Below are 24,255 nucleotides of genomic sequence, written 5' to 3' on the forward strand. Positions count from 1 at the left end.
TGAAAAGGACCTTCTCGTCCTTCGGTGTGGCGCTATGGATAGCGTTCACGGCACCGATGGCTGCTGCTGTGCCCAATCGCCTCGACCTTATCCAACTGCCGCCGCCCGACAGCGCCCCGCCGGTCAGCTATACAGGCGCCAAACTGACCCTGAATTTCCAAGACATCGACTTGCGTGCGGTATTGCAGCAAATCGCCGATGTCGCCGGGCTCAACCTGGTGACCAGCGATGAGGTGCAGGGCTCGATCACCCTGCGGCTCAAGGATGTGCCCTGGGACCAGGCTCTGGACCTGGTACTGCAAACCAAGGGCTTGGACAAGCGAGTCAAGGCGGGCGTGCTGCTGGTGGCGCCCGCCGATGAATTGGCTGCCCGAGAGCTGTTGATGCTGGAGTCGCGCAAGCAGATGGCCGAGCTGGCGCCCTTGCGTCGGGAGCTGCTGCAGGTCAATTACGCCAAGGCCGCCGACCTGGCCAAGCTGTTTCAGTCGGTGACCGGCTTTGAGGGCGCCACCGATGAGCGCGGTTCGGTGGCAGTGGATGACCGCACCAACAACATCATCGCCTACCAGACTGGCGAGCGGCTCCAAGAGCTGCGGCGCATCGTGGCGCAGCTGGATATCCCGGTACGCCAGGTCATGATCGAGGCGCGAATTGTGGAGGCCAATGTCGACTACGACAAAAGCCTGGGTGTGCGCTGGGGTGGGCGGCTCACCCGCGGCAACGGCGGCGTTGGCGGTATTGCCAAGCCGCCGGCGGAGGGTGCCGAGCCGCCGCAAAACCCACCCAGTTCACCCTTTGTCGACTTGGGGGCGCTGGCCGGAACCTCGGGCCTGGGGATCGCCTATATCACCGACAACCTGTTGCTGGACCTTGAGCTGACCGCCATGGAAAAAACCGGCAACGGTGAGATCGTCTCGCAGCCCAAGGTCGTCACCTCCGACAAAGAGACTGCACGCATCCTCAAGGGCACCGAGATTCCTTACCAGGAATCCACCTCCCAGGGCGCCACCTCGGTGTCGTTCAAAGAGGCTTCGCTGTCGCTTGAAGTCACGCCGCAAATCACCCCCGACGACCATGTGATCATGGCGGTCAAGGTCACCAAGGATGAGCCTGACTACCTGAATCGCCTCAATGACGTGCCGCCGATCAAGAAAAACGAGGTCAACGCCAAGGTTCTGGTCAGGGATGGCGAGACCATCGTCATTGGCGGGGTTTTCTCCAACACCCAGAGCAAAGTGGTAGATAAAGTGCCATTTTTGGGCGATGTGCCGTATCTTGGCCGCCTTTTCCGGCGCGATGTGCTGGCGGAGAAAAAATCCGAGCTGCTGGTATTCCTGACTCCGCGTATCATGAATAACCAGGCGATTGCTGTGAGTCGTTGATTCTGTGCGAAATTTGATTCTTGTAGGGCCGATGGGGGCTGGAAAAAGCACCATCGGCCGTTTGCTGGCCAAAGAGCTGCGCCTGCCGTTCAAAGATTCCGACAAGGAAATTGAATTGCGCACGGGTGCCAATATCCCATGGATCTTCGATAAAGAAGGCGAGCTGGGCTTTCGTGACCGCGAGCAGGCGATGATTGCTGAGCTGTGCGGCTGCGATGGCGTGGTATTGGCGACCGGCGGTGGCGCTGTCATGCGCGATGAAAACCGTCGGGCGCTGCATGCCGGTGGTCGAGTGGTGTATTTGCACGCGTCGGTCGAGCAGCAGGTGGGCCGTACCGCCCGTGATCGCAATCGCCCGTTGTTGCGCACTGCCGACCCGGCCAAAACCCTGCGTGACCTGCTGGCGCTGCGCGATCCGCTGTACCGGGAAATCGCCGATCTGGTGGTGGAAACCGATGAGCGGCCACCTCGGATGGTCGTGCTCGACATCCTCGAGCGCCTGCAACGGTTGCCACCCCGTTAAAGCCTGGCCCGAAATGCGCTATTCTCGGCGGCGCGCCATCACCCTGTAAGGTATGGCGTAGAGCCACTAGGCGGTGTCGAGATATCGACAGTGCCGGTCGTCAATACATCTTCAACGCGGGGACACATGCAGACACTTAAGGTCGATCTAGGCGAGCGCAGCTACCCGATCCACATTGGCGCAGGTCTGTTGGACCAGCCCGAACTGCTTGCGCCGCATATTGCCGGCCGACAGGTGGCGATCATCTCCAACGAAACGGTCGCGCCGCTGTATCTTGAGCGTTTGAGCCGCAGCCTGGCGGCGTACTCGGTGATCTCCGTGGTGTTGCCTGACGGCGAGGCCCACAAAAACTGGGAAACCCTGCAACTGATCTTTGATGGCCTGCTGACCGCACGCCATGACCGTCGAACCACTGTGGTCGCCCTGGGCGGCGGTGTGATTGGCGACATGGCCGGTTTTGCCGCGGCCTGCTACCAGCGCGGCGTGGATTTTATCCAGGTGCCGACCACCTTGCTGTCCCAGGTCGATTCGTCGGTGGGCGGCAAGACCGGTATCAACCACCCGCTGGGCAAGAACATGGTCGGCGCGTTCTATCAGCCCCAAGCTGTGCTGATCGACACTGCTACCCTCAACACCCTGCCACCGCGTGAGCTGTCGGCCGGCCTGGCGGAAGTCATCAAGTACGGGCTGATCTGCGATGAGCCGTTTCTGACCTGGCTGGAAGAGCACATGGACGCCTTGCGCGGCCTCGACCAGGTGGCGCTTACCGAGGCGATTTCCCGCTCATGCGCGGCCAAGGCGCTGGTAGTCAATGCCGACGAGCGCGAGTCCGGTGTGCGGGCCACACTGAACCTGGGCCACACCTTCGGCCATGCGATCGAAACGCACATGGGCTATGGTGTGTGGTTGCATGGGGAAGCCGTAGCGGCTGGCACGGTGATGGCATTGGACATGTCGCAGCGCCTGGGCTGGATCAGCGCCCAAGAGCGTGATCGCGGTATCCGCCTGTTCCAGCGCGCCGGTTTGCCGGTTATTCCGCCCACGGATATGACCGAGGCGGATTTCCTTGAACATATGGCGATAGACAAGAAAGTGATCGACGGTCGACTTCGACTGGTACTGCTGCGCCACATCGGCGAAGCCGTGGTGACCGACGATTATCCAAAAGAGATTCTACAGGCCACGCTGGGAGCGGATTACCGCGCCCTGGCCCAGCTCAAAGGTTAATAAGACCCGATGACTAGTTTGCATGCCGACGAGGCGTTCCTCGGCCATTACCACTTGAGCCACGACCCCTTTGCTCCACGGGTGCCGGGTTTCAAATTCTTCCCCGCCCAGCGCAAGCCGGTACTGGGGCAGTTGCATCACCTCGCGCGCTACAGCCAGTTGCTGCTGGTGGTCACCGGCCCTCTGGGCAGCGGCAAGACCTTGCTGCGCCAGGCGCTGGTGGCCAGCACCAACAAGCAATCGGTGCAGAGCGTGGTGGTATCGGCCCGCGGTGCCGGTGATGCGGCCGGCGTATTGCGCCAGGTAGCGCAGGCGTTGGACGTCTCCAATGCCGAGCCGAACGCGATTCTCAAGCAAGTGGTGCAGTTGGGCCTGACCGGCCAGGAAGTCTACCTGCTGGTAGATGACGCCGAGCAGCTCGACGAATCCGCCCTCGAAGCGCTGCTGGCGCTCGCGGCGGGCACGCCGGAAGGTCGCCCGCATGTGTTCCTGTTCGGTGAGTCGTCGCTGATCGCCGATCTGGAGCAGATCAGTGGTGAGCAGGAGCTGTTCCACGTCATCGAGTTGCAGCCGTACGAAGAGGAAGAAACCCGCGAATACCTGGCACAACGCCTTGAAGGCGCCGGGGCGGGTATCGAACTTTTCACCGCTGCGCAGATCTCTGATATTCACGAAAGCTCCGATGGCTGGCCTGGAAACATCAACCAGGTTGCCCGCGATGCGATGATCGAAGCCATGATTGCCAGCCGCTCTGCGGTCAAGCGTCCAAAGATGGGGTTCACTATGCCTAAGAAGCACGTATTGGCTATTTCCGCCGTTGTCGTGGTCGCTGTTGCCGCCGCCTGGTTGATCCCGGGCCGCAACAAAGCACCGACAACCACCGGCGCGCCAACCGAACAGGCGCAGTTGCCATTGGGCAAGCCCACGCCAAACGTCGAATTTGCCAACTCCGGCCAACCGACCAACCTGCCGATGGTCGGCCAACCGGTGATGCGCGGCCCGCTGGCCGAAGAAGCCGGTGGCATCTCCGAAGGCGACGACGGTGTGCCGGTGGAAGGCTCCAGCGCCACGCCGCCGACTGTGACCACCACCGCGCCACCTGCGGGCGTACCGGCTGGCACGCCAGCCACTCCGGTAGCGCCAGTCACACCGGTAGCGCCAGTGGCCAAGCCAACGCCTGCGCCGACCGTTGCCACCGCCAAGCCGGCACCGGTAGCAAAACCAGCGCCGGCTCCAGCGCCAGCCGCCAAGCCTGCTGAAAAACCAGCCGCCACCGTGGCCAAGGCCGGTGCCGCCGGCAGCAGCTGGTACAGCAGCCAGCCTACCGGCAATTTCGTGGTGCAGATCCTCGGCACCAGCTCCGAAGCTAACGCCCAGGCGTTCGTCAAAGAGCAGGGCGGCCAGTACCGTTATTTCAAGAAAGTGCTCAACGGCAAGCCTCTCTACGTGATCACCTACGGCAGCTTCCCAAGCCGCGCCGCAGCCGATTCTGCTATCAAAGCCTTGCCAGCGAAGGTTCAGGCTGGTAAACCTTGGCCTCGCACTGTTGCCAGCGTTCAACAAGAACTGGCAGCAACTCGCTGAAGATCCGGCGGCCTTACCCAGGCCGCCCTCCCGGCACCTCAAAAAAATCCGCAAGTGCGTGCAGTCTTCCGAGACCGCGCGCTTTGTGGTGTCTGCGTCACAGTGGCTTTTGAGTCGTAGCGGTCAGAATTAAAAAAGTTTTGACTAGCACAGCATATCGCTTTAAACCTTTCATAAATGCGACATAGATTTGCGACATTTCGTCGCTAAATTTGTGAGCGTCTGTGTCGGTGTGTACAATGACCTCCCTTTTGCCCCCGCTAAGCCGGCGTACGTTCGGCGTGGAAGGTAACCGGTTGAATTGAAAAGAAATTTGCCTCGATATAAGAGGCAGCCTGGTGAGAAAGTGTCTATGAAAGCAGGTCTGTACCAACCCGATGAATTCAAGGATAACTGCGGTTTCGGCCTGATAGCCCACATGCAGGGCGAACCCAGTCATACCCTTTTGCAAACGGCCATCGAGGCCCTGACCTGCATGACCCACCGCGGTGGGATCAACGCCGACGGCAAGACCGGTGACGGCTGTGGCTTGCTGATTCAAAAGCCCGACCAGTTCCTGCGTGCTGTCGCCAAAGAGCAATTTGCGGTCGAACTGCCCAAGCAGTACGCCGTGGGCATGGTGTTTTTCAACCAGGACCCGGTAAAAGCCGAGGCCGCTCGCGAGAACATGAACCGCGAGATCGTTGCCGCCGGCCTGAAGATCGTCGGCTGGCGCAAAGTGCCCATCGACACCAGCGTACTCGGCCGTCTGGCCCTGGAGCGCCTGCCGCAGATCGAACAAGTGTTCATCGCCGGCGATGGCCTGAGCGACCAGGACATGGCGATCAAGCTGTTCACCTCCCGTCGTCGTTCGTCGGTGCTCAACGCCGCCGACACCGACCATTACATCTGCAGCTTTTCCCACAAGACCATCATTTATAAAGGCCTGATGATGCCGGCGGACCTCACCGCCTTCTATCCAGACCTGAGCGATGAGCGCCTGCAAACCGCAATCTGCGTGTTCCACCAGCGCTTCTCCACCAATACCCTGCCGAAGTGGCCGCTGGCCCAGCCATTCCGCTTCCTCGCCCACAACGGCGAGATCAATACCATCACTGGCAACCGCAACTGGGCCCAGGCCCGTCGCACCAAGTTCGCCAACGATTTGATGGACCTCGAAGAGCTCGGCCCGCTGGTCAATCGCGTGGGTTCCGACTCCTCCAGCATGGACAACATGCTCGAACTGATGGTCACCGGCGGCATCGACCTGTTCCGTGGCGTGCGCATGATCATTCCGCCAGCGTGGCAGAACGTCGAGACGATGGACCCGGACCTGCGTGCGTTCTACGAGTACAACTCGATGCACATGGAACCGTGGGACGGCCCGGCCGGCGTGGTCATGACCGACGGCCGCTATGCGGTGTGCCTGCTCGACCGTAACGGCCTGCGCCCGGCGCGTTGGGTGACCACCACCAACGGTTTCATCACCCTCGCCTCGGAAATCGGCGTGTGGGACTACAAGCCTGAAGACGTGATCGCCAAAGGCCGTGTGGGCCCTGGCCAGATCCTGGCCGTGGACACCGAGACCGGGCAGATCCTCGACACCGACGCCATCGACAACCGTTTGAAGTCGCGTCACCCGTACAAGCAATGGCTGCGCAAGAACGCCCTGCGCATCCAGGCGACCATGGAAGACAACGACCACGGTTCGGCTTTCTACGACATCGACCAGCTCAAGCAGTACATGAAGATGTATCAGGTCACGTTCGAAGAGCGCGACCAGGTGCTGCGCCCACTCGGTGAGCAAGGCTACGAAGCCGTAGGCTCCATGGGTGACGACACGCCAATGGCCGTGCTGTCCCAGCGCGTGCGCACGCCGTACGACTATTTCCGCCAGCAGTTCGCCCAGGTGACCAACCCACCGATCGACCCGCTGCGCGAAGCCATTGTGATGTCCCTGGAAGTGTGCCTCGGTGCCGAGCGCAACATCTTCCAGGAATCGCCTGAGCATGCGTCCCGCGTGATCCTCAGCTCGCCGGTCATTTCTCCGGCCAAATGGCGCTCGCTGATGACCCTGGAGCGTCCAGGCTTCGACCGCCAGATCATCGACCTGAACTACGACGAGAGCCTCGGCCTTGAAGCGGCTGTACGTAACGTTGCTGACCAGGCTGAAGAAGCCGTGCGCGCCGGCCGTACCCAGATCGTACTGACCGACCGCCACATCGCGCCGGGCAAGTTGCCGATCCACGCGTCCCTGGCGACCGGCGCGGTGCACCATCGCCTGACCGAAAAAGGCCTGCGCTGCGACTCCAATATCCTCGTGGAAACCGCCACCGCCCGCGACCCGCACCACTTTGCGGTGCTGATCGGTTTCGGCGCCTCGGCGGTGTACCCGTTCCTCGCGTACGAAGTGCTGGGTGACCTGATCCGTACCGGTGAAGTGCTGGGCGACCTCTATGAAGTGTTCAAGAACTACCGCAAGGGCATCACCAAGGGCCTGCTGAAGATCCTGTCGAAGATGGGCATCTCTACGGTCACCTCGTACCGTGGCGCTCAGTTGTTCGAAGCCATCGGCCTGTCCGAAGAAGTCTGCGAGCTGAGCTTCCGTGGCGTACCGAGCCGCATCAAGGGTGCGCGTTTCGTCGACATCGAAGCCGAGCAAAAAGCCCTGGCCTTGGAGGCCTGGAGCGCGCGCAAGCCGATCCAGCAAGGTGGCCTGCTCAAGTTCGTGCACGGTGGCGAATACCATGCCTACAACCCCGACGTGGTCAACACTCTGCAAGCCGCTGTACAGCAGGGTGACTACGCCAAGTTCAAGGAATACACGAGCCTGGTGGATAACCGCCCGGTGTCGATGATCCGCGACTTGTTCAAGGTGAAAACCCTGGACACGCCGATGGACATCAGCCAAGTCGAGCCGCTGGAATCGATCCTCAAGCGCTTCGACTCCGCCGGTATTTCCCTGGGCGCCTTGTCGCCGGAAGCTCACGAAGCCCTGGCCGAAGCCATGAACCGCCTGGGTGCGCGTTCCAACTCCGGCGAAGGTGGTGAAGACCCGGCGCGCTACGGCACGCTCAAAAGCTCGAAAATCAAGCAGGTGGCCACCGGCCGTTTCGGTGTGACCCCGGAGTACCTGGTCAATGCCGAGGTGCTGCAGATCAAGGTTGCCCAGGGCGCCAAGCCGGGTGAGGGTGGGCAACTGCCAGGCGGCAAAGTCAACGGCCTGATCGCCAAGCTGCGTTACGCCGTACCGGGCGTGACCCTGATTTCGCCACCGCCGCACCATGACATCTACTCGATTGAAGACTTGTCGCAGCTGATCTTCGACCTCAAACAAGTCAACCCTCAGGCCCTGGTCTCGGTGAAACTGGTGGCAGAAGCCGGCGTCGGCACCATTGCCGCTGGCGTGGCCAAGGCCTATGCCGACCTGATCACCATCTCCGGCTACGACGGCGGCACTGGCGCGTCGCCGCTGACCTCGATCAAGTACGCCGGTGCACCGTGGGAACTCGGCCTGGCCGAAACCCACCAGACCCTGCGCGGCAACGATCTGCGCGGGAAGGTGCGAGTACAGACCGACGGCGGCCTGAAAACCGGCCTCGACGTGATCAAGGCCGCGATCCTCGGCGCCGAAAGCTTCGGCTTCGGCACCGCGCCAATGATCGCCCTGGGCTGCAAATACCTGCGCATCTGCCACCTGAACAACTGCGCTACCGGCGTAGCGACTCAGAACGAAAAACTGCGCAAGGATCACTACATCGGCACCGTCGACATGGTGGTGAATTTCTTCACCTACGTCGCCGAAGAAACCCGTGAGTGGCTGGCCAAGCTGGGCGTACGTTCGCTGGAAGAGCTGATCGGTCGCACCGACCTGTTGGATATCCTCGAAGGCCAGACCGCCAAGCAACAACATCTGGACCTCACCCCGCTGTTGGGCAGCGATCACATCCCGGCAGACAAGCCACAATTCTGCCAGGTGGACCGCAACCCACCGTTCGACAAAGGCTTGCTGGCCGAGAAAATGGTCGAAATGGCCGGCTCCTCGATCAACGACGCCAGCGGTGGCGAATTCGCGCTGGATATCTGCAACTGCGACCGTTCCATCGGTGCTCGCATTTCCGGTGAAATCGCGCGCAAGCACGGCAACCAGGGCATGGCGAAAGCGCCGATCACCTTCCGCTTCAAGGGCACTGCGGGCCAAAGCTTCGGCGTGTGGAACGCCGGCGGCCTGAACATGTACCTGGAAGGCGACGCCAACGACTACGTGGGCAAGGGCATGACCGGCGGCAAGCTGGTCATCGTCCCGCCGGCTGGCAGCGTGTACAAGACCCAGGACAGCGCCATCATCGGCAACACCTGCTTGTACGGCGCCACCGGTGGCAAGCTGTTTGCCGCAGGTACCGCCGGTGAGCGTTTCGCCGTGCGTAACTCCGGTGCCCACACCGTGGTGGAAGGTACTGGCGATCACTGCTGCGAGTACATGACCGGAGGCTTTGTCGCGGTACTGGGCAAGACCGGTTACAACTTCGGTTCGGGCATGACCGGCGGTTTCGCCTACGTGCTCGACCAGGACAACACCTTCGTCGACAAGGTCAACCACGAGTTGGTCGAGATCCAGCGCATCAGCGGCGAAGCCATGGAGTCCTACCGGAACCACTTGCAGCACGTGCTGGACGAGTATGTCGAAGAGACCGGCAGCGAATGGGGTCGTAACCTCGCCGAAAACCTCGATGATTACCTGCGTCGTTTCTGGCTGGTCAAGCCCAAGGCTGCCAACCTGAAATCGTTGCTTTCCAGCATCCGTGCCAACCCGCAGTGATATGCGCCTGAACAGTTTGATGAGGTTTTAACATGGCTGAACGTCTGAATAACGACTTCCAGTTCATCGATGTCGGGCGCAAAGATCCGAAGAAGAAACTGTTGCGTCAACGCAAGAAAGAGTTCGTGGAAATCTACGAACCCTTCAAACCCCAGCACTCGGCCGACCAGGCCCATCGCTGCCTGGGTTGCGGTAACCCGTATTGCGAATGGAAGTGCCCGGTGCACAACTTCATTCCCAACTGGCTCAAGCTGGTGGCCGAGGGCAACATCCTCGCCGCCGCCGAGCTGTCTCACCAGACCAATACCCTGCCGGAAGTCTGCGGCCGGGTGTGTCCGCAAGACCGGCTGTGTGAAGGGGCCTGCACCCTCAACGACGGCTTCGGCGCGGTGACCATCGGTTCGGTGGAGAAGTACATCACCGACACCGCGTTCGCCATGGGCTGGCGCCCGGACATGTCCAAGGTCAAGCCGACCGGCAAGCGCGTCGCGATCATCGGCGCAGGCCCTGCTGGCCTGGGGTGTGCCGACGTGCTGGTGCGTGGCGGCGTGACCCCGGTGGTGTTCGACAAGAACCCGGAAATCGGTGGCTTGCTGACCTTCGGCATTCCCGAGTTCAAGCTGGAAAAAACCGTACTGAGCCACCGTCGTGAAGTGTTCACCGGCATGGGTATCGAGTTCCGTCTCAATACCGAAATCGGCAAAGACATCACCATGGAGCAACTGCTCGCCGAATACGATGCGGTGTTCATGGGCATGGGCACCTACACCTACATGAAGGGCGGCTTTGCCGGTGAGGACTTGCCAGGCGTGTATGACGCGCTCGACTTCCTGATCGCCAACGTCAACCGCAACCTGGGCTTTGAAAAGTCGCCGGAAGATTTCGTCGATATGAAGGGCAAGAAGGTCGTGGTGCTGGGCGGTGGCGACACCGCGATGGACTGCAACCGCACCTCGATCCGCCAGGGCGCCAAGTCGGTGACCTGCGCGTATCGCCGTGACGAAGCCAACATGCCCGGCTCGCGCAAAGAGGTGAAGAACGCCAAGGAAGAAGGCGTGAAATTCCTCTACAACCGCCAGCCGATCGCCATCGTCGGTGAAGACCGCGTCGAAGGTGTGAAGGTGGTCGAGACCCGTCTCGGCGAGCCGGATGCCCGTGGCCGTCGCAGCCCCGAGCCGATCCCGGGTTCCGAAGAAATCATCCCGGCTGACGCCGTGGTCATCGCCTTCGGTTTCCGCCCAAGCCCGGCACCGTGGTTCGAGCAGTTCGAGATCCAGACCGACAGCCAGGGCCGCGTCGTCGCCCCGGAGCAAGGCCAGTACAAGCACCAGACCAGCAACCCGAAGATCTTCGCCGGTGGCGACATGGTGCGCGGGTCGGACCTGGTGGTCACCGCGATCTTCGAAGGCCGTAACGCCGCCGAAGGCATCCTGGACTACCTCCAAGTCTGATGATCATTCCCACGCTCCGCGTGGGAATGCCGCCAGGGACGCTCCGCGTCCCGAACAGCATGACGCGGAGCGTCACAGGAGGCGTTACCACGCGGAGCGTGGGAACGATCCTGCGGCGGCATTGCCGCGACAAATTGACCCGATAGACAAAAGGCACGGTGCATTCCGTGCCTTTTGCGTCGCGCTCTGAGAAAATGCCCGCACTTTTTTTGCGGATGCCGACATGACTGCCCTCAAGAACGACCGTTTCCTTCGTGCCCTGCTCAAGCAACCCGTAGACGTCACCCCGGTGTGGATGATGCGTCAAGCCGGTCGCTACCTGCCGGAATACCGCGCCAGTCGCGCCAATGCGGGCGATTTCATGAGCCTGTGCATGAATCCTGCGTTCGCCTGCGAAGTCACGATGCAGCCGCTGGACCGCTACCCACAACTGGACGCGGCCATCCTCTTCTCCGATATCCTCACCATCCCCGACGCCATGGGCCAAGGCCTGTACTTTGAAACCGGCGAAGGCCCGCGCTTCAAGAAAGTCGTCAGCACCCTGGCCGATATCGAAGCCCTGCCGATCCCTGATCCACACAAAGACCTGGGCTACGTGATGGACGCTGTCAGCACCATCCGCCGCGAGCTCAACGGCCGCGTGCCGCTGATCGGCTTCTCCGGCAGCCCATGGACCCTGGCCACCTACATGGTCGAAGGCGGCTCGTCGAAAGACTTCCGCAAGACCAAGGCCATGCTCTACGACAACCCGCAAGCCATGCACCTGTTGCTGGACAAGTTGGCGCAGTCGGTCACGTCCTACCTCAACGGCCAGATCATGGCGGGCGCCCAAGCGGTGCAGATTTTCGACACCTGGGGCGGCAACCTGTCGGCGGCGGCGTACCAGGAGTTCTCCCTGGCCTACATGCGCAAGATCGTCAGCGGCCTGATCCGCGAACACGAAGGCCGTAAAGTGCCGGTGATCATGTTCACCAAGGGCGGCGGCCTGTGGCTGGAAAGCATCGCCGACGCGGGCGCCGATGCACTGGGCCTGGACTGGACCTGTGACCTCGGCGAAGCGCGCCGTCGCGTCGGCAACCAGGTGGCCCTGCAAGGCAACATGGACCCGACCGTGCTGTACGCCAAGCCAGAAGCGATCCGTACCGAAGTAGGTCGCATCCTGGCCAGCTACGGCAAAGGCACCGGCCATGTGTTCAACCTCGGCCATGGCATCACCCCGGAAGTGAACCCGGAGCATGCGGGTGCGTTCTTGCGCGCAGTGCACGAACTGTCGGCGCAGTACCACGAGTAAAACGCAAAACAAACTGTGGGAGCTGGCTTGCCTGCGATGGCGGCGGCGAATTCAACACCGCCATCGCAGGCAAGCCAGCTCCCACATAAAGCCAATCGCGTCAGGTCTGCATATTTCCCAGTGGCGGCAACTTCGCCAGCTTCAACGCCACCAGCAACGCGCCAATCAGCAGCGCGACGATAAACCCGCCAATCCCGTTCCACCCGGCAAAGTGCCAGAAGAACCCACCCGCCGTCCCGGCAATGCTCGACCCCACGTAGTAGCAGAACAGGTACAGCGACGACGCCTGACCCTTGGCTTTCACTGCCCGGCGGCCGATCCAGCTGCTGGCGACCGAGTGGGCGCCGAAAAAGCCGAAGGTGAAGATCAGCATGCCCGGCACCACCAACCACAGCGGGGTGAACAGTGTCAGCGCCATGCCGGCGAGCATCAGCACGATGGTGCCCCACAGCACTCGGCGGCGGCCGAGGCGGTCGGCCAGGGAGCCGATCTTGGCCGAGCTGTAGATGCCCGACAGGTACACCACTGACAACAGGCCAACCACCGCCTGGCTCAGCTCATAGGGTGAGGCCAGCAGGCGATAGCCGATGTAGTTGAACATCGTCACGAAGGCGCCCATCAGCAGGAAGGCTTCAAGGAACAGCCACGGCAGGCCGGCGTCCTTGAAGTGCATGACGAAGCCGTCCACCAGGTTGCGCGGCTTGAGGCTGCTGGCGCGGAAGTTGCGCGACTCGGGGAGGATCCTCCAGAACACTGTGGCGGCGATCAATGCCAGGGCACCGATGATCAGCATTGCGGTGTGCCAGCTGACGAAGTCGATCAACACGCCGATGATCAGGCGCCCGCTCATGCCGCCAATCGCGTTGCCACCGATGTACAAACCCATGGCCAGGCCAATGTGTTGTGGGTGGATCTCTTCGCTCAGGTAGGTCATGGCCACGGCGGCCAGGCCGCTCAAGGACAGGCCCACCAGTGCGCGCATCAACAGGATGCCCTCCCAGCTCGGCATCAGGCCGCTGGCGATGGTGGCCAGCGCCGCACAGAACAACGCGGCAACCATCACCGGCTTGCGCCCCAGCCTGTCGGATATCGGCCCGGTGATCAGCAGGCCGCAGGCGAGCATCGCGGTGGCGACGGATAGAATCAGGCTGCTCTGCGCGGCATTGATGGAAAACTCGTGGGACAGCGCCGGCATCATCGGCTGCACGCAATACAACAGCGCAAAGGTGGCGAACCCGCCGGAGAACAGCGCCAGCACGGTGCGCATGAACATCGGCGTGCCTTTTTCGATGTACGCGTCGTTGAGCTGCGCCACTACGTCATCAAGGGCTGAGGGCGAGGTGTGTTGGGCAAGTGGGGCAACAGCAGGATTCACGGGGGACCTCGGGGAGGAAAGTCTGCCAGGACTGACAATACGAAAAAGAATATAGCTGGCTAATGATTCTTTCCAATATATTGTTCGACCTGTTTGATAGCTTTTACGACCTAATGAGGCTTGCATGGAATTTCGCCATTTGCGCTACTTCATCGCCGTTGCCGAAGAGCTGCACTTCGGCCGCGCCGCGCAGGTGCTGGGCATCTCGCAGCCGCCCCTGAGCCAGCAGATACAGGCGCTGGAACACGAGCTGGGCGCACGCTTGTTCGAGCGTACCAATCGTCGGGTCGAGCTGAGCGAGGCCGGGCGCTTGTTCTTGCAAGAGGCACGGCTGGTGCTGGCCCAGGTCGACAAGGCGGCAGATGTGGCGCGGCGTGCGCAGTTGGGGGAACTGGGTGAATTGAAGATCGGCTTTACTTCGTCTGCGCCGTTCAACGCCAGCATTCCCCAGGCGATCTTTGCCTTCCGCCAGGCATTCCCGGCGGTGCATCTGAACCTGCAAGAAATGAGCAGCACCCAAGTGGCCGAGTCGCTGGTGGACGAGTCGATTCAGGTTGGGTTGATGCGGCCTTTGCCCTTGCCCGACTCACTGAACGTGATCGAGTTGATGCGCGAGCCATTAGTCGCGGTACTGAGCGCCGGCCACCCATTGGCCCACGGCAGCGAGCGCGGCTTGCATCTGGAGCAATTGGCCGAGGAGCCTTTTGTGTTCTTCCCGCGCAGTTACGGCAGCGGCTTGTACGCGCAGTTGCTCAACCTGGCCCGCGACGCCGGGTTCAGCCCGCACTTTGCCCAGGAAGCAGGGGAAGCAATGACCATCATCGGCCTGGTGGCGGCGGGGTTGGGGGTGTCGGTGTTGCCGGCGTCTTACCAGCGCATCCGCATTGACGGCGTGGTCTATCGCACCTTGCTCGACCCGCAGGCGGTGACGGCGGTGTGGCTGGTGCAGCGTAAGGGCGCGCAAACGCCGATGGCGAAAGGGTTTGTGGAGTTGTTGACGCGTAAGGCCGCTCAATAACCTGTGGCGAGGGAGCTTGCTCCCACTGGGTCGCGTAGCGGCCCTAAAAAATGGGCCTGCTGCGCAGTCCAGCGGGAGCAAGCTCCCTCGCCACAAGGGGGTCAGTTTTGGGGCGAAGTATTTGCTTCATTCACGCTGTAAGTACGCAACCCCGCCAGAATATCCCGATCCAGCATGCTCACCCAGCGGTTGTAGTTGCGATGGATCTTACCGTCCTTGTAGCCCAGGTCGCGGCTGTCGCGGTAGGTGATGGCGTAGCTGTTGCGGGTGTAGCGGATGTCGATGGCGGCGTAGAACTGGCCGCGCACGGTGATCTCGGCCTGCACCAGTTGTGGGCTCAGGCGTTGTACCGTCCACTCGCGTTTTTGCAGGGCGGCGACGATCACTTGCTTCATTTTTTCTTCGCTGACCTGGCTTGTGGCCGGTAACTCATGCTGGGTGTTGAGCACGGGTTTGCTGGTGCAGCCAGCCGTGGTCAGCAGGGCCAGGGTGATCAGGGCAGCGCGTAGCAGGGAAGACATTCCGTTTTCTCCAATCGATTAAAAAGTCAGGCCCAGCGGCGGAAGATCAACGAGGTGTTGACCCCGCCGAAGGCAAAGTTGTTGTTCATCACGTAGTCGTTGTGCATCTGGCGAAAGCCACCTTGCAGGTAGTCCAGCTCGCCGCATTGCGGGTCGACCGCGTCCAGGTTGAAGGTGTGCACGTACTGGTCGCGGTTCATCATCTCGATGCTGAACCACGATTCCAACGCCCCGCACGCGCCCAAGGTGTGCCCCAGGAAACTTTTCTGCGAACTGATCGGCATACGGCTGCCAAACAGGCTGCTGGTGGCCAGGGTTTCAGCGATGTCGCCCTGGTCGGTAGCCGTGCCGTGGCCGTTCACGTAGCCGATGGCGGACGGTTCAAGACCTGCGTCTTCCAGGGCCAGCTCCATGGCGCGGCGCATGGTTTTCTGTTCCGGGCGGGTGGTGTGCTGGCCGTCGGCGTTGCTGCCGAAGCCGACCAGCTCCGCATGAATATGCGCGCCTCGCGCGAGTGCGTGTTCCAACTCTTCGAGCACCAACATGCCGCCACCTTCACCGATCACCAGGCCGTCGCGGCCGCTGTCGTAGGGACGAGGGCTGGTTTGCGGCGCATCGTTTTTCAGGCTGGTGGCGTACAGCGCATCGAACACCATGGCTTCGGTGGGGCACAGTTCTTCTGCGCCGCCCGCAAGCATCAACGGCAGGCGCCCGAACTTGATTGCCTCATAGGCGTAGCCGATGCCCTGGCTGCCGCTGGTGCAGGCGCTGGAGGTAGGAATCAGCCGGCCCGTGAGGCCAAAGAAGATGCTGATATTTGCCGCCGTGGTGTGCGGCATCATGCGCACATAGGAGTTGGCATTGAGCCCCTCGGCCACCGAGTTGAGCAGCATATTGCCGAACGCCTTGATCTCATCGGTGCTGCCGGTGGACGAGCCACAGGCCACGCCCATGCGCCCGTCCTTGATCGACTCGTCACCCAGCAAGCCGGCGTCCCGCAACGCCTGCTCCGCCGCCCACACCGCCAGGCGCGAGACGCGGCCCATGCTGCGCAGTTGTTTGCGCGTCCAGTGAGCGGGCACGACGAAATCGTCGATAGGGCCGGCCAGGCGGGTGTTCAGTTCGGTGAAACGGTCCCACTCATCCATGCGCCGAATGCCGCTGCGGTTGGCGCGAAAGTTCGCGGCGATGGTGTCCCAGTCGCTGCCCAGGGAGGTCACGCCGGCCATGCCGGTGACGACAACGCGCTTCATCAGCACAGGCCCCCGTTCACGGCCAGCACCTGGCGCGTGATGTAGCCGGCTTCGGCCGACATCAGGAAGTTCACGGCGCCAGCGACTTCTTCCGGCGTGCCCATGCGTTGGGCCGGGATCATTTTCATCAGTTCTTCTACCGGCACGTTTTCATCCAGCATCGCGGTGTCGATCAGGCCCGGCGCCACGCAGTTGACGGTGATCTTGCGCTTGCCCAATTCAATGGCCAGCGCCTTGGCCGCACCGATCAAGCCGGCTTTGGAGGCGCTGTAGTTGACCTGGCCGCGGTTGCCGATCAGCCCGGACACCGAGGTGATACACACGATACGCCCGGCGGCGCGGCGCCGAATCATCGGCATCATCACCGGGTGCAGCACGTTGTAGAAACCATCCAGGTTGGTGCGCATCACCACATCCCAATCGTCTTCCGACAGAGCAGGAAAGGCACCGTCGCGGGTCAGGCCGGCATTGAGCACCACGCCGTAATAGGCGCCATGCTGCTCCACATCGGCCTCAAGGATCTCTTTGCACGCAGCGCGATCCGCCACGTCGAACTGCAGCACGCGTGCCTCGCGCCCCAGGGCTTGGACCTCGAGCTGTACCGCGTCGGCTTCGGCACGGCCGCTGCGGCAATGCAGCACGATGTCATGGCCGGCCTGAGCCAGGCGCAGGGCAATGGCGCGGCCGATGCCACGGCTGGAGCCGGTGACCAGTACGGATTCAGTCATGGCGTTTCGTCCTTCGATTCATCTAAATAGTTGGCCGCCTGGGGCGGTCGAAATACGTTCAAGCGCGCGCTGGCCTGGATACCGTCGCCGGTGAGGTGGCATTCGAACACGCCCATGCCGTTGTCGTCTTCCAGGGAGCGCAGGCCGTGGATATTCAGCTCGGCACCGGCCGGGAAGTGCTCCACGTTGCACTCGAACTTACGTGTGCCCAACAGGAAACCGAGTTCCACGGCCTTGCCTTGCTGGCGTGCATGGCAACCGGCATAGGCGGCGACGCTTTGCGCCATCAGCTCGATGCCGACCCAGGCGGGCAGGCTACCGTCAGCACGGTTGAACAGGCCGCCGGGCTTGATGGTGACGCGGGTGTGGATCTGCTCTTCATCGAACGACAGCACCTGGTCGATCAGGATCATGTCGCCCGCGTGGGGCAGCAGTTCGGCAAGTGGCCAATCGATCATGGGGCCTCTGCGATTATCAGGCTGACATTGTTACCGCCGAAGGCAAACGAGTTGCTCATCAGGCAGGGTTTTTTCAAGCTGTCGCCGCTGCGCGCCCATTGCAACGCGGGCAGCGCCGGGTCGGGGTGGCCGTCCCATACGTGGGGTGGCAGCAGGCGATGGGTCAGGCTCAGCCAGCAGAACGCGGCTTCCAGGGCCCCGGCAGCGCCGAGGGTGTGGCCGGTCATGGGCTTGGTCGATGAGCAGGCGACGCCGCCGGGAAACAGGCTGGCGACCGCCAGGCTTTCCATGGCGTCGTTGTGTTGGGTTGCGGTGCCGTGCAGGTTCAGGTAGCCGATCTGCTCGGGCGAAAGCTTTGCACTGGCCAGGGCCTTGCGCATGGCCAGCAACGCGCCCTTGCCGCTGGGCTCGGGCGCAGAGATATGGTGCGCGTCGCAACTGGCGCCGCTGCCCAGCAAGGCGATGGGGGCCGGCTCGCGGCTCATCAGGAACAGCACCGCCGCTTCACCGATATTGATGCCGTTGCGGTTCACCGAGAACGGATTACAGCGCTCGGCAGACACTGCTTCCAGCGCGGTAAACCCGTTCAGTGTCAGCTTGCACAGGCTGTCCACGCCGCCGCAGATCACCGCATCGCACACCCCCAGGTCCAACAGGCGCTGGGCGCTCATCAATGCTCGGGCGCTGGAGGTGCAGGCGGTGGAAATCACATAGGCCGGGCCGCTCACGTCCAACCAGTCGGCGAGGAAGTTGGCCGGGGCGCTGAGTTCCTGTTGCTGGTAATCGTAGTCGGCGGGGAACTGCGTGTTTTGCAGGTAATGGGCAATGCCACGGCTGGCTTCGTCAATGCCCGAGGTGCTGGTGCCGAGCACAACCCCGACCCGGCCAGGGCCGTAGGTTTGGATGGCCTGACGAATCTGATCTTCAATTTGCAGCGCCGCTTCCAACAGCAACTGGTTATTGCGACTGCTTTGCTGGGCCAGCTCAGGGGGCAGGCTCGCCAGTTCGCCGTGTACGGCGGCCACCGGCACTACGCGTTCCGGCACCCAGCCGCTTTCGGCACGCATGCCCGAGCAGTCGCCGGCAAACAGCTTGCGGCTGACTTGCGCCTGGCCACGGCCAAGGGCGCAGATCACGCCAAGGGCATTGAGGTAGGCGGTCATCGGCTCACACCCAACGGGGTGATGCGGTAACTCAACGGCGGGTCGGCCATGTTCACGCTGAACACCTCCGAAGACTGATAGACGATCTGCCAGTGGCCCGGCAGCGTGCGCGTCAGGTCCATGGCCTGCGCAGTGGGATACAACGCCGGTACGTCACCGGGCGCGGTCAGGGCAAACAGCAGCGCGGCAAATAGCGTGCGCGCCTGGGGGTTGGGCGGCAGCAAGCCGTCTGCCTGCCACTGCCCATCAAGCAGTTTTTGCCGGGCCAGGGGAATGCCCAGCGGGTCCATCATCGACCAGCGAATCGCGCGGCCTTCGCGCTGGATCACCAGCAGCCAGTCCTGACTCTGGCCGTCTGCCAGGCGCTGCACATGCAATTGCATCGGCAAGGCCAGGGCCGGCATTTTTTCCGGCAGCGGCGCCTGGCTGGCGCAGGCACCGAGCAGCAGCAGGCAACTTATCAACAGCAGGCGCATCATGGGGCCGCGTTCTCCACAGGTTTACGGGCCACGCAGTTGACCAGGGTTTCCTCGCGCTGGCCCACAGGCGGTGCCTTGCGCAGGCCCCAGCGTTCCAGCAGGCCGAAGTCACTGGAACGGCTCCACCACAAGTAAGGGTACGAAATGTTCTGAGCAGCGAATTCAAAGCCCTGCTCGCGCAGCATCTCCAAGTACTCGTCGGCGCTCTTTTGCACATGCATCGGGTGGCGGAACAGCCAGCGAATCACCCAGGTGTCGATGTAAGCTTCGGTGGATTCGGCAAACAGCAGATAGCCGCCCGGCTTGAGCACCCGATAGAACTCCTTGAGTGCGCGATGTTGTTCCACCAGATGATGGAAGGTCTGGTGGCAGAACAGGATATCGACGCTGGCATCCGCTAGGTTGAGGGTTGCGCAGTCGCTGCCGATCAGCTCGACGTCCAGGCCCAGCCGCGCGGCTTCTTCGCGGCTCAGTGCCAGGCTGTGAGGGTCCGCATCCAGGCCGATCAGGCGCGAAGGCGCAAATACCTGATGCAGCAACTGGAAGGATTTGCCTTGGCCGCAACCGGCATCCAGCAACACCGGCGCCACCGGCAGCGGCTCGCTGAACAGGCTGCGCAGGTCATTGATCGCCACGCGCAACACGTGATGCTGCCAGGTATGGCTGCGCAGGAACCAGAAACCGAACTTGGTTTCTTCGACGTAGTTTTGACTCAGGTAGTTTTTTTCGACGCCCGGGCTGCTCATACCGCTTCACTCGCACAAATATCCGACAACATCCGCAAGCGCCGTTTCGGCTCGCTGACAAACGGGTTGCGTTCATCCCAGGCGTAACCGGCCAGGATAGAGCTGATCATGCGGCGAATCTCCGGTGAACTGCCAGGATGGAAAATCACGTCCTGGAACGTGCCCGCATACCAACCCTCGACGTAGCAACGGAAGGTATCGACACCGCGCTTGAGCGGTTCGGCGAACTCGGTTTGCCAGTCCACTGTTTCGCCGCTCAATTGGCGGTGCAGCACCCCTGCGGCCATGCTCGCCGAACGCATGGCAATGGTCACGCCGGAAGAGAACACCGGGTCGAGGAACTCCGCCGCATTGCCCAGCAGCGCAAAGCCTGGGCCGTGCAGGGTTTTGACGTTGGCCGAGTAGCCGCCGATGGTGCGCGCCGGGGTGTCCCAGACGGCATTTTGCAGCACGCCGGACAGGCTTGGGGTTTGCTCGATAAAGCCGCGCAGGCAGGCGTCGAGGTCGCTGTCGGCACCCTCGAAATGCTCCTTGGCCGCAACCACGCCCACCGAACAACGGCCATTACTGAACGGGATGGTCCAGAACCAGATATCGCGCTGGGTCGGGTGAGTGGTCACCAGGATTTTGCTGCGGTCAAAGCCTGGGTGTTCGATACGGTCCTCGACGTGGGTGAATACGGCCTGGCGCAGCGGGAAATTCGACGGTGCTTCCAGGTCCAGCAGGCGTGGCAACACACGGCCATAGCCACTGGCATCGAGCACGAACCTCGCCTTGAGGTGGTACTCGCTGCCATTCTGGCGGCGCACATGCAAATACCGGCTCTCGGCAGAAAAATCCACGCCGACAATGGTTTGGCCATAGCGGATTTCCACGCCTTGCAGTGCCGCCTGGTCGGCCAGCAATTTGTCGAACTCGCCGCGCTGCACCTGGAAGGTGGTGGGCTTGCCGTTGCTGAAGGTGTCGCTGAAATCAAAGGCACTGTAGCGCTCGCCCCAGGCGAAGGCCGCGCCGGTTTTTACCTGGAAGCCTGCAGCTTGCACAGCGTCGAGCATGCCGGCTTCTTCGATAAAGTCGATGCAGTGCGACAGCAGGCTTTCGCCAATCGAGAAACGCGGGAAATGCTCGCGCTCGATGATCAATACATCATGCCCTTTGCGCTTTAACAGCGCGGCCGCGATGGCACCGGAAGGCCCGGCACCGATCACCACCACCTGGCGACGTTCCATTTCAACTGTGGGCACGAGGGCTCCTTGCCGCATAGGCGCTAATCACATTCATAAGGCGTGTTTCTGCCGGCCGGCCCAGGGTGCCAGCATAAAGCTGAACGCCAGGCCCAGGCTGACCGACAAGCCGAAATTACTCACGGCCGGTGTACTGGAGACCGCCAGCAGGCCGAACGACAACCAAGTCGTCAGCGCTGCCAGCAGTGTTCCCAACAGGCTGACGGCAGGGCCGCCGATCTGCTCGCGCATCAAAATCGCATAGTCGACGCTGATGGCCGTGACCAGCAGCAGGCCAAACAGGCTGAACAAAGTCAGCGGCTGGCCCAGCCAACCGAGGCTGGCCAGGCTGCACAACGCGGCCAGCAGCGGCAGGGCGACGATACGCAAGGCGCCGCCAACGCCGAAGGGCGCAATCAGCAATAGCACGATCAGCACGCAAGACAGCAACTTCAATTCGGCAGCGCTGATCTGCGTGTCGGCAAATACGCGGTTCAAGTCGCCCAGGCGGTCGACCAGTTGCACACCGGGCAAGTCCAGCGCCTGCACCCGCAGCAGCGCCGGGTTGTTCAAGCCTTGCAGGCTGACCATGGCCGCTACGCCACCGTCCACCGGGCCCAGCCACAGCGTGCGCCACGGCTCGGCCAGCGGGCCTTGCAGTGCGGCGTCGATGTCTGCGGTAGGCAGCGCCTGCAATTGCGCCACTTCGGCTTGCAGGGCACTGAGGGGCACGCCGAGGTCCAGTAGCGGTTGCCAGTGTAGCGCCAGGTTGTTCAGCGCCTCGCGCAACTGTTGTTGTTCTGCGGGGAGGTTGACCAGTTGATTGAGCGCCAGGTAGCCCTGAAGCTTGTCCATCTGCACCAACTGGTCCAAGCGTTTGCCCAGGGCGGCCTGGCGTTCCAGCAACTGCTGCTGATTGTCCGCCCGCACCAGGAAAAACTGGCTGGTGGGCTGGAACCCGGTGATGCGCGCCACGGCCTGGGCTTCCTGCAGCAACTGCGGCGGCGCACCGATCCATTGGCGGATATCGTTTTTAGTGTTCAGTTGCCAGAGGCCCGCCGCGCAGAACAGCAGCACCCCCACCAGCAGTACCGAACTGGGCACGCGTTTGAGCAAGGCCGTGCGCAGCTGCCATAGGCTTTGGGCGACACGCAGCGGCCATTGCGCCGGGCGCAGTTCCACGCCCTTGAGCAGCGCGGGCAACAGGCACACGGCACACAAATAGGCACCGACCAAACCGGCAGCCGAAAACACCGCAATCTGGGTCAGCGCCGGGAACGGCGTCCAGGCCAGCGCCAGGTAGCCGATAGCGCTGGTGGCCAGGCTCAGGCTCAGCCCTGGCAGGGTCAGGCGCAACGCCGGCCAACTGCGCCACGGCTGCAGGCTCCAGCTTTTGGACAGGTAGTGCAGTGGGTAATCCACCGCCACGCCGATCAGGCTGGAACCCAGCACCAGGGTCATCACATGCATATGCCCAAACAGCGCCACACATGCCACCGCGCCAAACAGCATGCCCACCAGTACCGGCACGAACGCCAGCAGCACCCGCCAGCGTCGGAACGCCAGCAGCAGCAATAACAGGATGCCCAGGGTGGCGCCGCCGCCGACCCAGGTCATTTCCCGCGTGGCCTGCTGTTGCCCGTTGGCCGCATAGAGCAAACCGCTGGCGGCGAGCAGTTGCGCGCCGTGTGCGCTGGCTTGCTCGCGGCTGGCCTTCAGCAAGTCCGCCACTTGCAGCGGCAGCTTCATGTCGAAGGCGTTGCCGGTAGTGCGCGCTCGCAGTAGCACCCAACTCTTGCCGTCGGCATCGGCGATCAAGGCGCCGCTGCCGATGTCCATTTGCACCGCACCGTGTTGCGGCTGGCTGTTCTGGATGCGCCCGGTCAGGCCGAGCCAATCGTCCTGGCTTGACACCAGGCTGAAGCCGGTGAAGGGGTCGAACAGCGATTGCACGCGTTGCTGGATGAACGCCTCAGGCTGCTGGATCAGTTGTTCGCGGTCCTTGGACGAGAGCATCGACAAACGCCCACGCAGCAGTTGTTCGCGCAACGCTGGCAAGTCGGCTTGCAGGTTCCACTGCACCTTTTCAAACAGGCCGCTGGCCTGCCAACGCTCACCCAGTTGCTGCGCCACGGCCACCGCTTGCTGGCGGTCGGCATGCCCCACCAGTACCAGCATTTCGCGGTTGAGCGGCTCTTGCATGCGCTGTTCGGCTTGCAGTTCCAAGGCGTCCGGCGTGCTGCCGGGCACCAGTTCCATCAGGTTGGCCGACAACGGCGCGCCATCACGCCACTGCCAGCCTGCCAGGGCCAGCACGGCCACCAGCAAGGTCAGGAACAGGCGCGGCAGCAGGCGCTCACTGGGCAAAGTCGTGTTGCTCCGCATTGCTCAACGGCTGGTCGGCGGTATTGTCCTGCATGCGCAACAGCGTGCTGTCGCCTTGGGTTTCCAGCAGTTCAATGGTGCGCACCAGTGCGCCGCCGTCGATATTGATCTGGGTGAAGACTTGCTTGAGCAGCAGTGAGCGTGGGGTCAGCGTGAGCTTCCATTGTTGGGCCTCGCCTTGCAGTTGCAGGTCGAAGTCGCGCTGCAGGCCACTGCTGTCGCCCTGCAGTACTGCCAGGAACAAACGATTCTGTTCGGCGCCGGCACTCTTGTTTGGCAGTAGTTGCCAGCCATTGGCATCGCGGCGGGCAATGCCCTGGGCTGTAATGCGGTAGTCCTGTTGCAGCGGGGTTTTCAACAGCCACAGCAGGCCGTGATCCTTGGCGAGCACGAAGGTGCCTTTGCTCACCAGTGGCTGGGGCAGGGCACGCAGGTGTTTTTCCTGGATGAAGTTGCCGTGGATCACGGAGGGTTTGGCAAGCTGATCGCTCAACTGCTGGAGGTCGAAGGCGTGGGCGCTGAAGCTCAGCAACAACGCGATCAATGTGGGAGCGGGCTTGCCCGCGAAGAACCTGAGGGCGCTGCGCAGCGTCAGGCGACCTGCGTTATCGTTAACGTCCATCGCGGGCAAGCCCGCTCCCACAGGGGAT

At 62.3% G+C, this 24,255-nt stretch carries 19 protein-coding genes; 8 read left to right on the forward strand and 11 right to left on the reverse strand.

Translation table 11 applies throughout. From position 1 onward, the window contains the following. Positions 1–56 precede the first annotated feature (56 nt). From MHH62_RS26635 to hemE, 7 genes are all read left to right on the forward strand, one after another. Positions 57–1,382 (forward strand): type IV pilus secretin PilQ family protein, encoded by a 1,326-nt coding sequence (locus MHH62_RS26635; RefSeq protein ID WP_020302368.1) that lies wholly within the window; start codon positions 57–59, stop codon positions 1,380–1,382. A 4-nt stretch (positions 1,383–1,386) separates the two neighbouring features. Continuing rightward, positions 1,387–1,905: a shikimate kinase AroK gene (gene aroK, locus MHH62_RS26640; RefSeq protein WP_003187914.1), complete on the forward strand. Its 519-nt coding sequence runs from the start codon at positions 1,387–1,389 to the stop codon at positions 1,903–1,905. A 126-nt stretch (positions 1,906–2,031) separates the two neighbouring features. Then, entirely contained in the window at positions 2,032–3,132 is a 1,101-nt protein-coding gene (aroB, locus tag MHH62_RS26645; protein WP_014716582.1) for a 3-dehydroquinate synthase, read from the forward strand. Positions 3,133–3,141: 9 nt separating this feature from the next. Beyond that, positions 3,142–4,716 carry an AAA family ATPase gene (locus tag MHH62_RS26650; protein WP_122301042.1) on the forward strand — a complete coding sequence of 525 codons (1,575 nt, stop codon included), beginning with the start codon at positions 3,142–3,144 and terminating at the stop codon, positions 4,714–4,716. Between the two features lie 352 nt (positions 4,717–5,068). Continuing rightward, the gene (gene gltB, locus MHH62_RS26655; protein ID WP_339232155.1) at positions 5,069–9,514 is read left to right on the forward strand and encodes a glutamate synthase large subunit; all 4,446 of its coding nucleotides are present in this window, start codon (positions 5,069–5,071) and stop codon (positions 9,512–9,514) included. 32 nt (positions 9,515–9,546) lie between these two features. Then, positions 9,547–10,965, forward strand: coding sequence for an FAD-dependent oxidoreductase (locus tag MHH62_RS26660; protein ID WP_003187920.1), 1,419 nt, complete (start codon positions 9,547–9,549; stop codon positions 10,963–10,965). Between the two features lie 223 nt (positions 10,966–11,188). Beyond that, positions 11,189–12,256 carry a uroporphyrinogen decarboxylase gene (gene hemE / locus MHH62_RS26665; RefSeq protein ID WP_038448562.1) on the forward strand — a complete coding sequence of 356 codons (1,068 nt, stop codon included), beginning with the start codon at positions 11,189–11,191 and terminating at the stop codon, positions 12,254–12,256. Positions 12,257–12,356: 100 nt separating this feature from the next. Here hemE and MHH62_RS26670 read toward each other — a convergent pair whose 3' ends face one another. Next, positions 12,357–13,631, reverse strand: a complete 1,275-nt coding sequence (locus MHH62_RS26670; protein ID WP_032873524.1) for an MFS transporter — start codon at positions 13,629–13,631, stop codon at positions 12,357–12,359. A gap of 124 nt (positions 13,632–13,755) precedes the next feature. On the opposite strand from MHH62_RS26670, the gene MHH62_RS26675 reads away from it, so the two are divergent. Beyond that, the gene (locus MHH62_RS26675; RefSeq protein ID WP_014716587.1) at positions 13,756–14,649 is read left to right on the forward strand and encodes a LysR family transcriptional regulator; all 894 of its coding nucleotides are present in this window, start codon (positions 13,756–13,758) and stop codon (positions 14,647–14,649) included. A gap of 101 nt (positions 14,650–14,750) precedes the next feature. On the opposite strand, the gene MHH62_RS26680 is transcribed toward MHH62_RS26675, so the two are convergent. From MHH62_RS26680 to MHH62_RS26725, 10 genes are read right to left on the reverse strand one after another with little or no spacing between them, the layout of a single operon-like run. Beyond that, positions 14,751–15,170: a hypothetical protein gene (locus tag MHH62_RS26680; RefSeq protein WP_020301670.1), complete on the reverse strand. Its 420-nt coding sequence runs from the start codon at positions 15,168–15,170 to the stop codon at positions 14,751–14,753. 26 nt (positions 15,171–15,196) lie between these two features. After that, a complete protein-coding gene (locus MHH62_RS26685) occupies positions 15,197–16,423 on the reverse strand; it encodes a beta-ketoacyl-ACP synthase (protein ID WP_014716588.1) in 1,227 nt (408 codons plus the stop codon). Continuing rightward, positions 16,423–17,151 (reverse strand): 3-oxoacyl-ACP reductase FabG, encoded by a 729-nt coding sequence (fabG, locus tag MHH62_RS26690; RefSeq protein WP_014716589.1) that lies wholly within the window; start codon positions 17,149–17,151, stop codon positions 16,423–16,425. The genes MHH62_RS26685 and fabG overlap by 1 nt, the downstream gene beginning before the upstream one ends. After that, positions 17,148–17,609, reverse strand: coding sequence for a hotdog family protein (locus tag MHH62_RS26695; RefSeq protein WP_014716590.1), 462 nt, complete (start codon positions 17,607–17,609; stop codon positions 17,148–17,150). Before MHH62_RS26695 ends, fabG begins: the two co-directional genes overlap by 4 nt. Further along, complete coding sequence (locus tag MHH62_RS26700; protein ID WP_019818330.1) at positions 17,606–18,772, reverse strand: beta-ketoacyl-[acyl-carrier-protein] synthase family protein; 1,167 nt, start codon at positions 18,770–18,772, stop codon at positions 17,606–17,608. The genes MHH62_RS26695 and MHH62_RS26700 overlap by 4 nt, the downstream gene beginning before the upstream one ends. Next, entirely contained in the window at positions 18,769–19,251 is a 483-nt protein-coding gene (locus MHH62_RS26705) for a hypothetical protein (RefSeq protein WP_020301667.1), read from the reverse strand. Before MHH62_RS26705 ends, MHH62_RS26700 begins: the two co-directional genes overlap by 4 nt. Continuing rightward, positions 19,248–19,997, reverse strand: coding sequence for a class I SAM-dependent methyltransferase (locus MHH62_RS26710; protein ID WP_019818328.1), 750 nt, complete (start codon positions 19,995–19,997; stop codon positions 19,248–19,250). The genes MHH62_RS26705 and MHH62_RS26710 overlap by 4 nt, the downstream gene beginning before the upstream one ends. Further along, positions 19,994–21,241: an NAD(P)/FAD-dependent oxidoreductase gene (locus tag MHH62_RS26715; RefSeq protein WP_014716594.1), complete on the reverse strand. Its 1,248-nt coding sequence runs from the start codon at positions 21,239–21,241 to the stop codon at positions 19,994–19,996. The genes MHH62_RS26710 and MHH62_RS26715 overlap by 4 nt, the downstream gene beginning before the upstream one ends. 33 nt (positions 21,242–21,274) lie before the next feature. After that, positions 21,275–23,605: an MMPL family transporter gene (locus tag MHH62_RS26720; protein ID WP_014716595.1), complete on the reverse strand. Its 2,331-nt coding sequence runs from the start codon at positions 23,603–23,605 to the stop codon at positions 21,275–21,277. Continuing rightward, a complete protein-coding gene (locus MHH62_RS26725) occupies positions 23,577–24,227 on the reverse strand; it encodes an outer membrane lipoprotein carrier protein LolA (RefSeq protein ID WP_020301665.1) in 651 nt (216 codons plus the stop codon). Before MHH62_RS26725 ends, MHH62_RS26720 begins: the two co-directional genes overlap by 29 nt. Positions 24,228–24,255 lie beyond the last annotated feature (28 nt).

Origin of the sequence: Pseudomonas sp. FSL L8-0168 (assembly GCF_037976155.1) — a bacterium.
GTDB lineage: Bacteria > Pseudomonadota > Gammaproteobacteria > Pseudomonadales > Pseudomonadaceae > Aquipseudomonas > Aquipseudomonas paracarnis.

What these genes read in the sequence shown, in the direction of transcription:
- MHH62_RS26725 (WP_020301665.1), bottom strand. Translation starts at nt 24,227, where the DNA reads ATGGACGTTAACGATAACGCAGGTCGCCTGACGCTGCGCAGCGCCCTC.
- MHH62_RS26675 (WP_014716587.1), top strand. Translation starts at nt 13,756, where the DNA reads ATGGAATTTCGCCATTTGCGCTACTTCATCGCCGTTGCCGAAGAGCTG.
- MHH62_RS26635 (WP_020302368.1), top strand. Translation starts at nt 57, where the DNA reads ATGGCTGCTGCTGTGCCCAATCGCCTCGACCTTATCCAACTGCCGCCG.
- MHH62_RS26660 (WP_003187920.1), top strand. Translation starts at nt 9,547, where the DNA reads ATGGCTGAACGTCTGAATAACGACTTCCAGTTCATCGATGTCGGGCGC.
- MHH62_RS26700 (WP_019818330.1), bottom strand. Translation starts at nt 18,772, where the DNA reads ATGACCGCCTACCTCAATGCCCTTGGCGTGATCTGCGCCCTTGGCCGT.
- gltB (WP_339232155.1), top strand. Translation starts at nt 5,069, where the DNA reads ATGAAAGCAGGTCTGTACCAACCCGATGAATTCAAGGATAACTGCGGT.
- MHH62_RS26695 (WP_014716590.1), bottom strand. Translation starts at nt 17,609, where the DNA reads ATGATCGATTGGCCACTTGCCGAACTGCTGCCCCACGCGGGCGACATG.
- aroB (WP_014716582.1), top strand. Translation starts at nt 2,032, where the DNA reads ATGCAGACACTTAAGGTCGATCTAGGCGAGCGCAGCTACCCGATCCAC.
- MHH62_RS26680 (WP_020301670.1), bottom strand. Translation starts at nt 15,170, where the DNA reads ATGTCTTCCCTGCTACGCGCTGCCCTGATCACCCTGGCCCTGCTGACC.
- MHH62_RS26650 (WP_122301042.1), top strand. Translation starts at nt 3,142, where the DNA reads ATGACTAGTTTGCATGCCGACGAGGCGTTCCTCGGCCATTACCACTTG.
- MHH62_RS26710 (WP_019818328.1), bottom strand. Translation starts at nt 19,997, where the DNA reads ATGAGCAGCCCGGGCGTCGAAAAAAACTACCTGAGTCAAAACTACGTC.
- fabG (WP_014716589.1), bottom strand. Translation starts at nt 17,151, where the DNA reads ATGACTGAATCCGTACTGGTCACCGGCTCCAGCCGTGGCATCGGCCGC.
- MHH62_RS26720 (WP_014716595.1), bottom strand. Translation starts at nt 23,605, where the DNA reads ATGCGGAGCAACACGACTTTGCCCAGTGAGCGCCTGCTGCCGCGCCTG.
- MHH62_RS26705 (WP_020301667.1), bottom strand. Translation starts at nt 19,251, where the DNA reads ATGATGCGCCTGCTGTTGATAAGTTGCCTGCTGCTGCTCGGTGCCTGC.
- MHH62_RS26685 (WP_014716588.1), bottom strand. Translation starts at nt 16,423, where the DNA reads ATGAAGCGCGTTGTCGTCACCGGCATGGCCGGCGTGACCTCCCTGGGC.
- hemE (WP_038448562.1), top strand. Translation starts at nt 11,189, where the DNA reads ATGACTGCCCTCAAGAACGACCGTTTCCTTCGTGCCCTGCTCAAGCAA.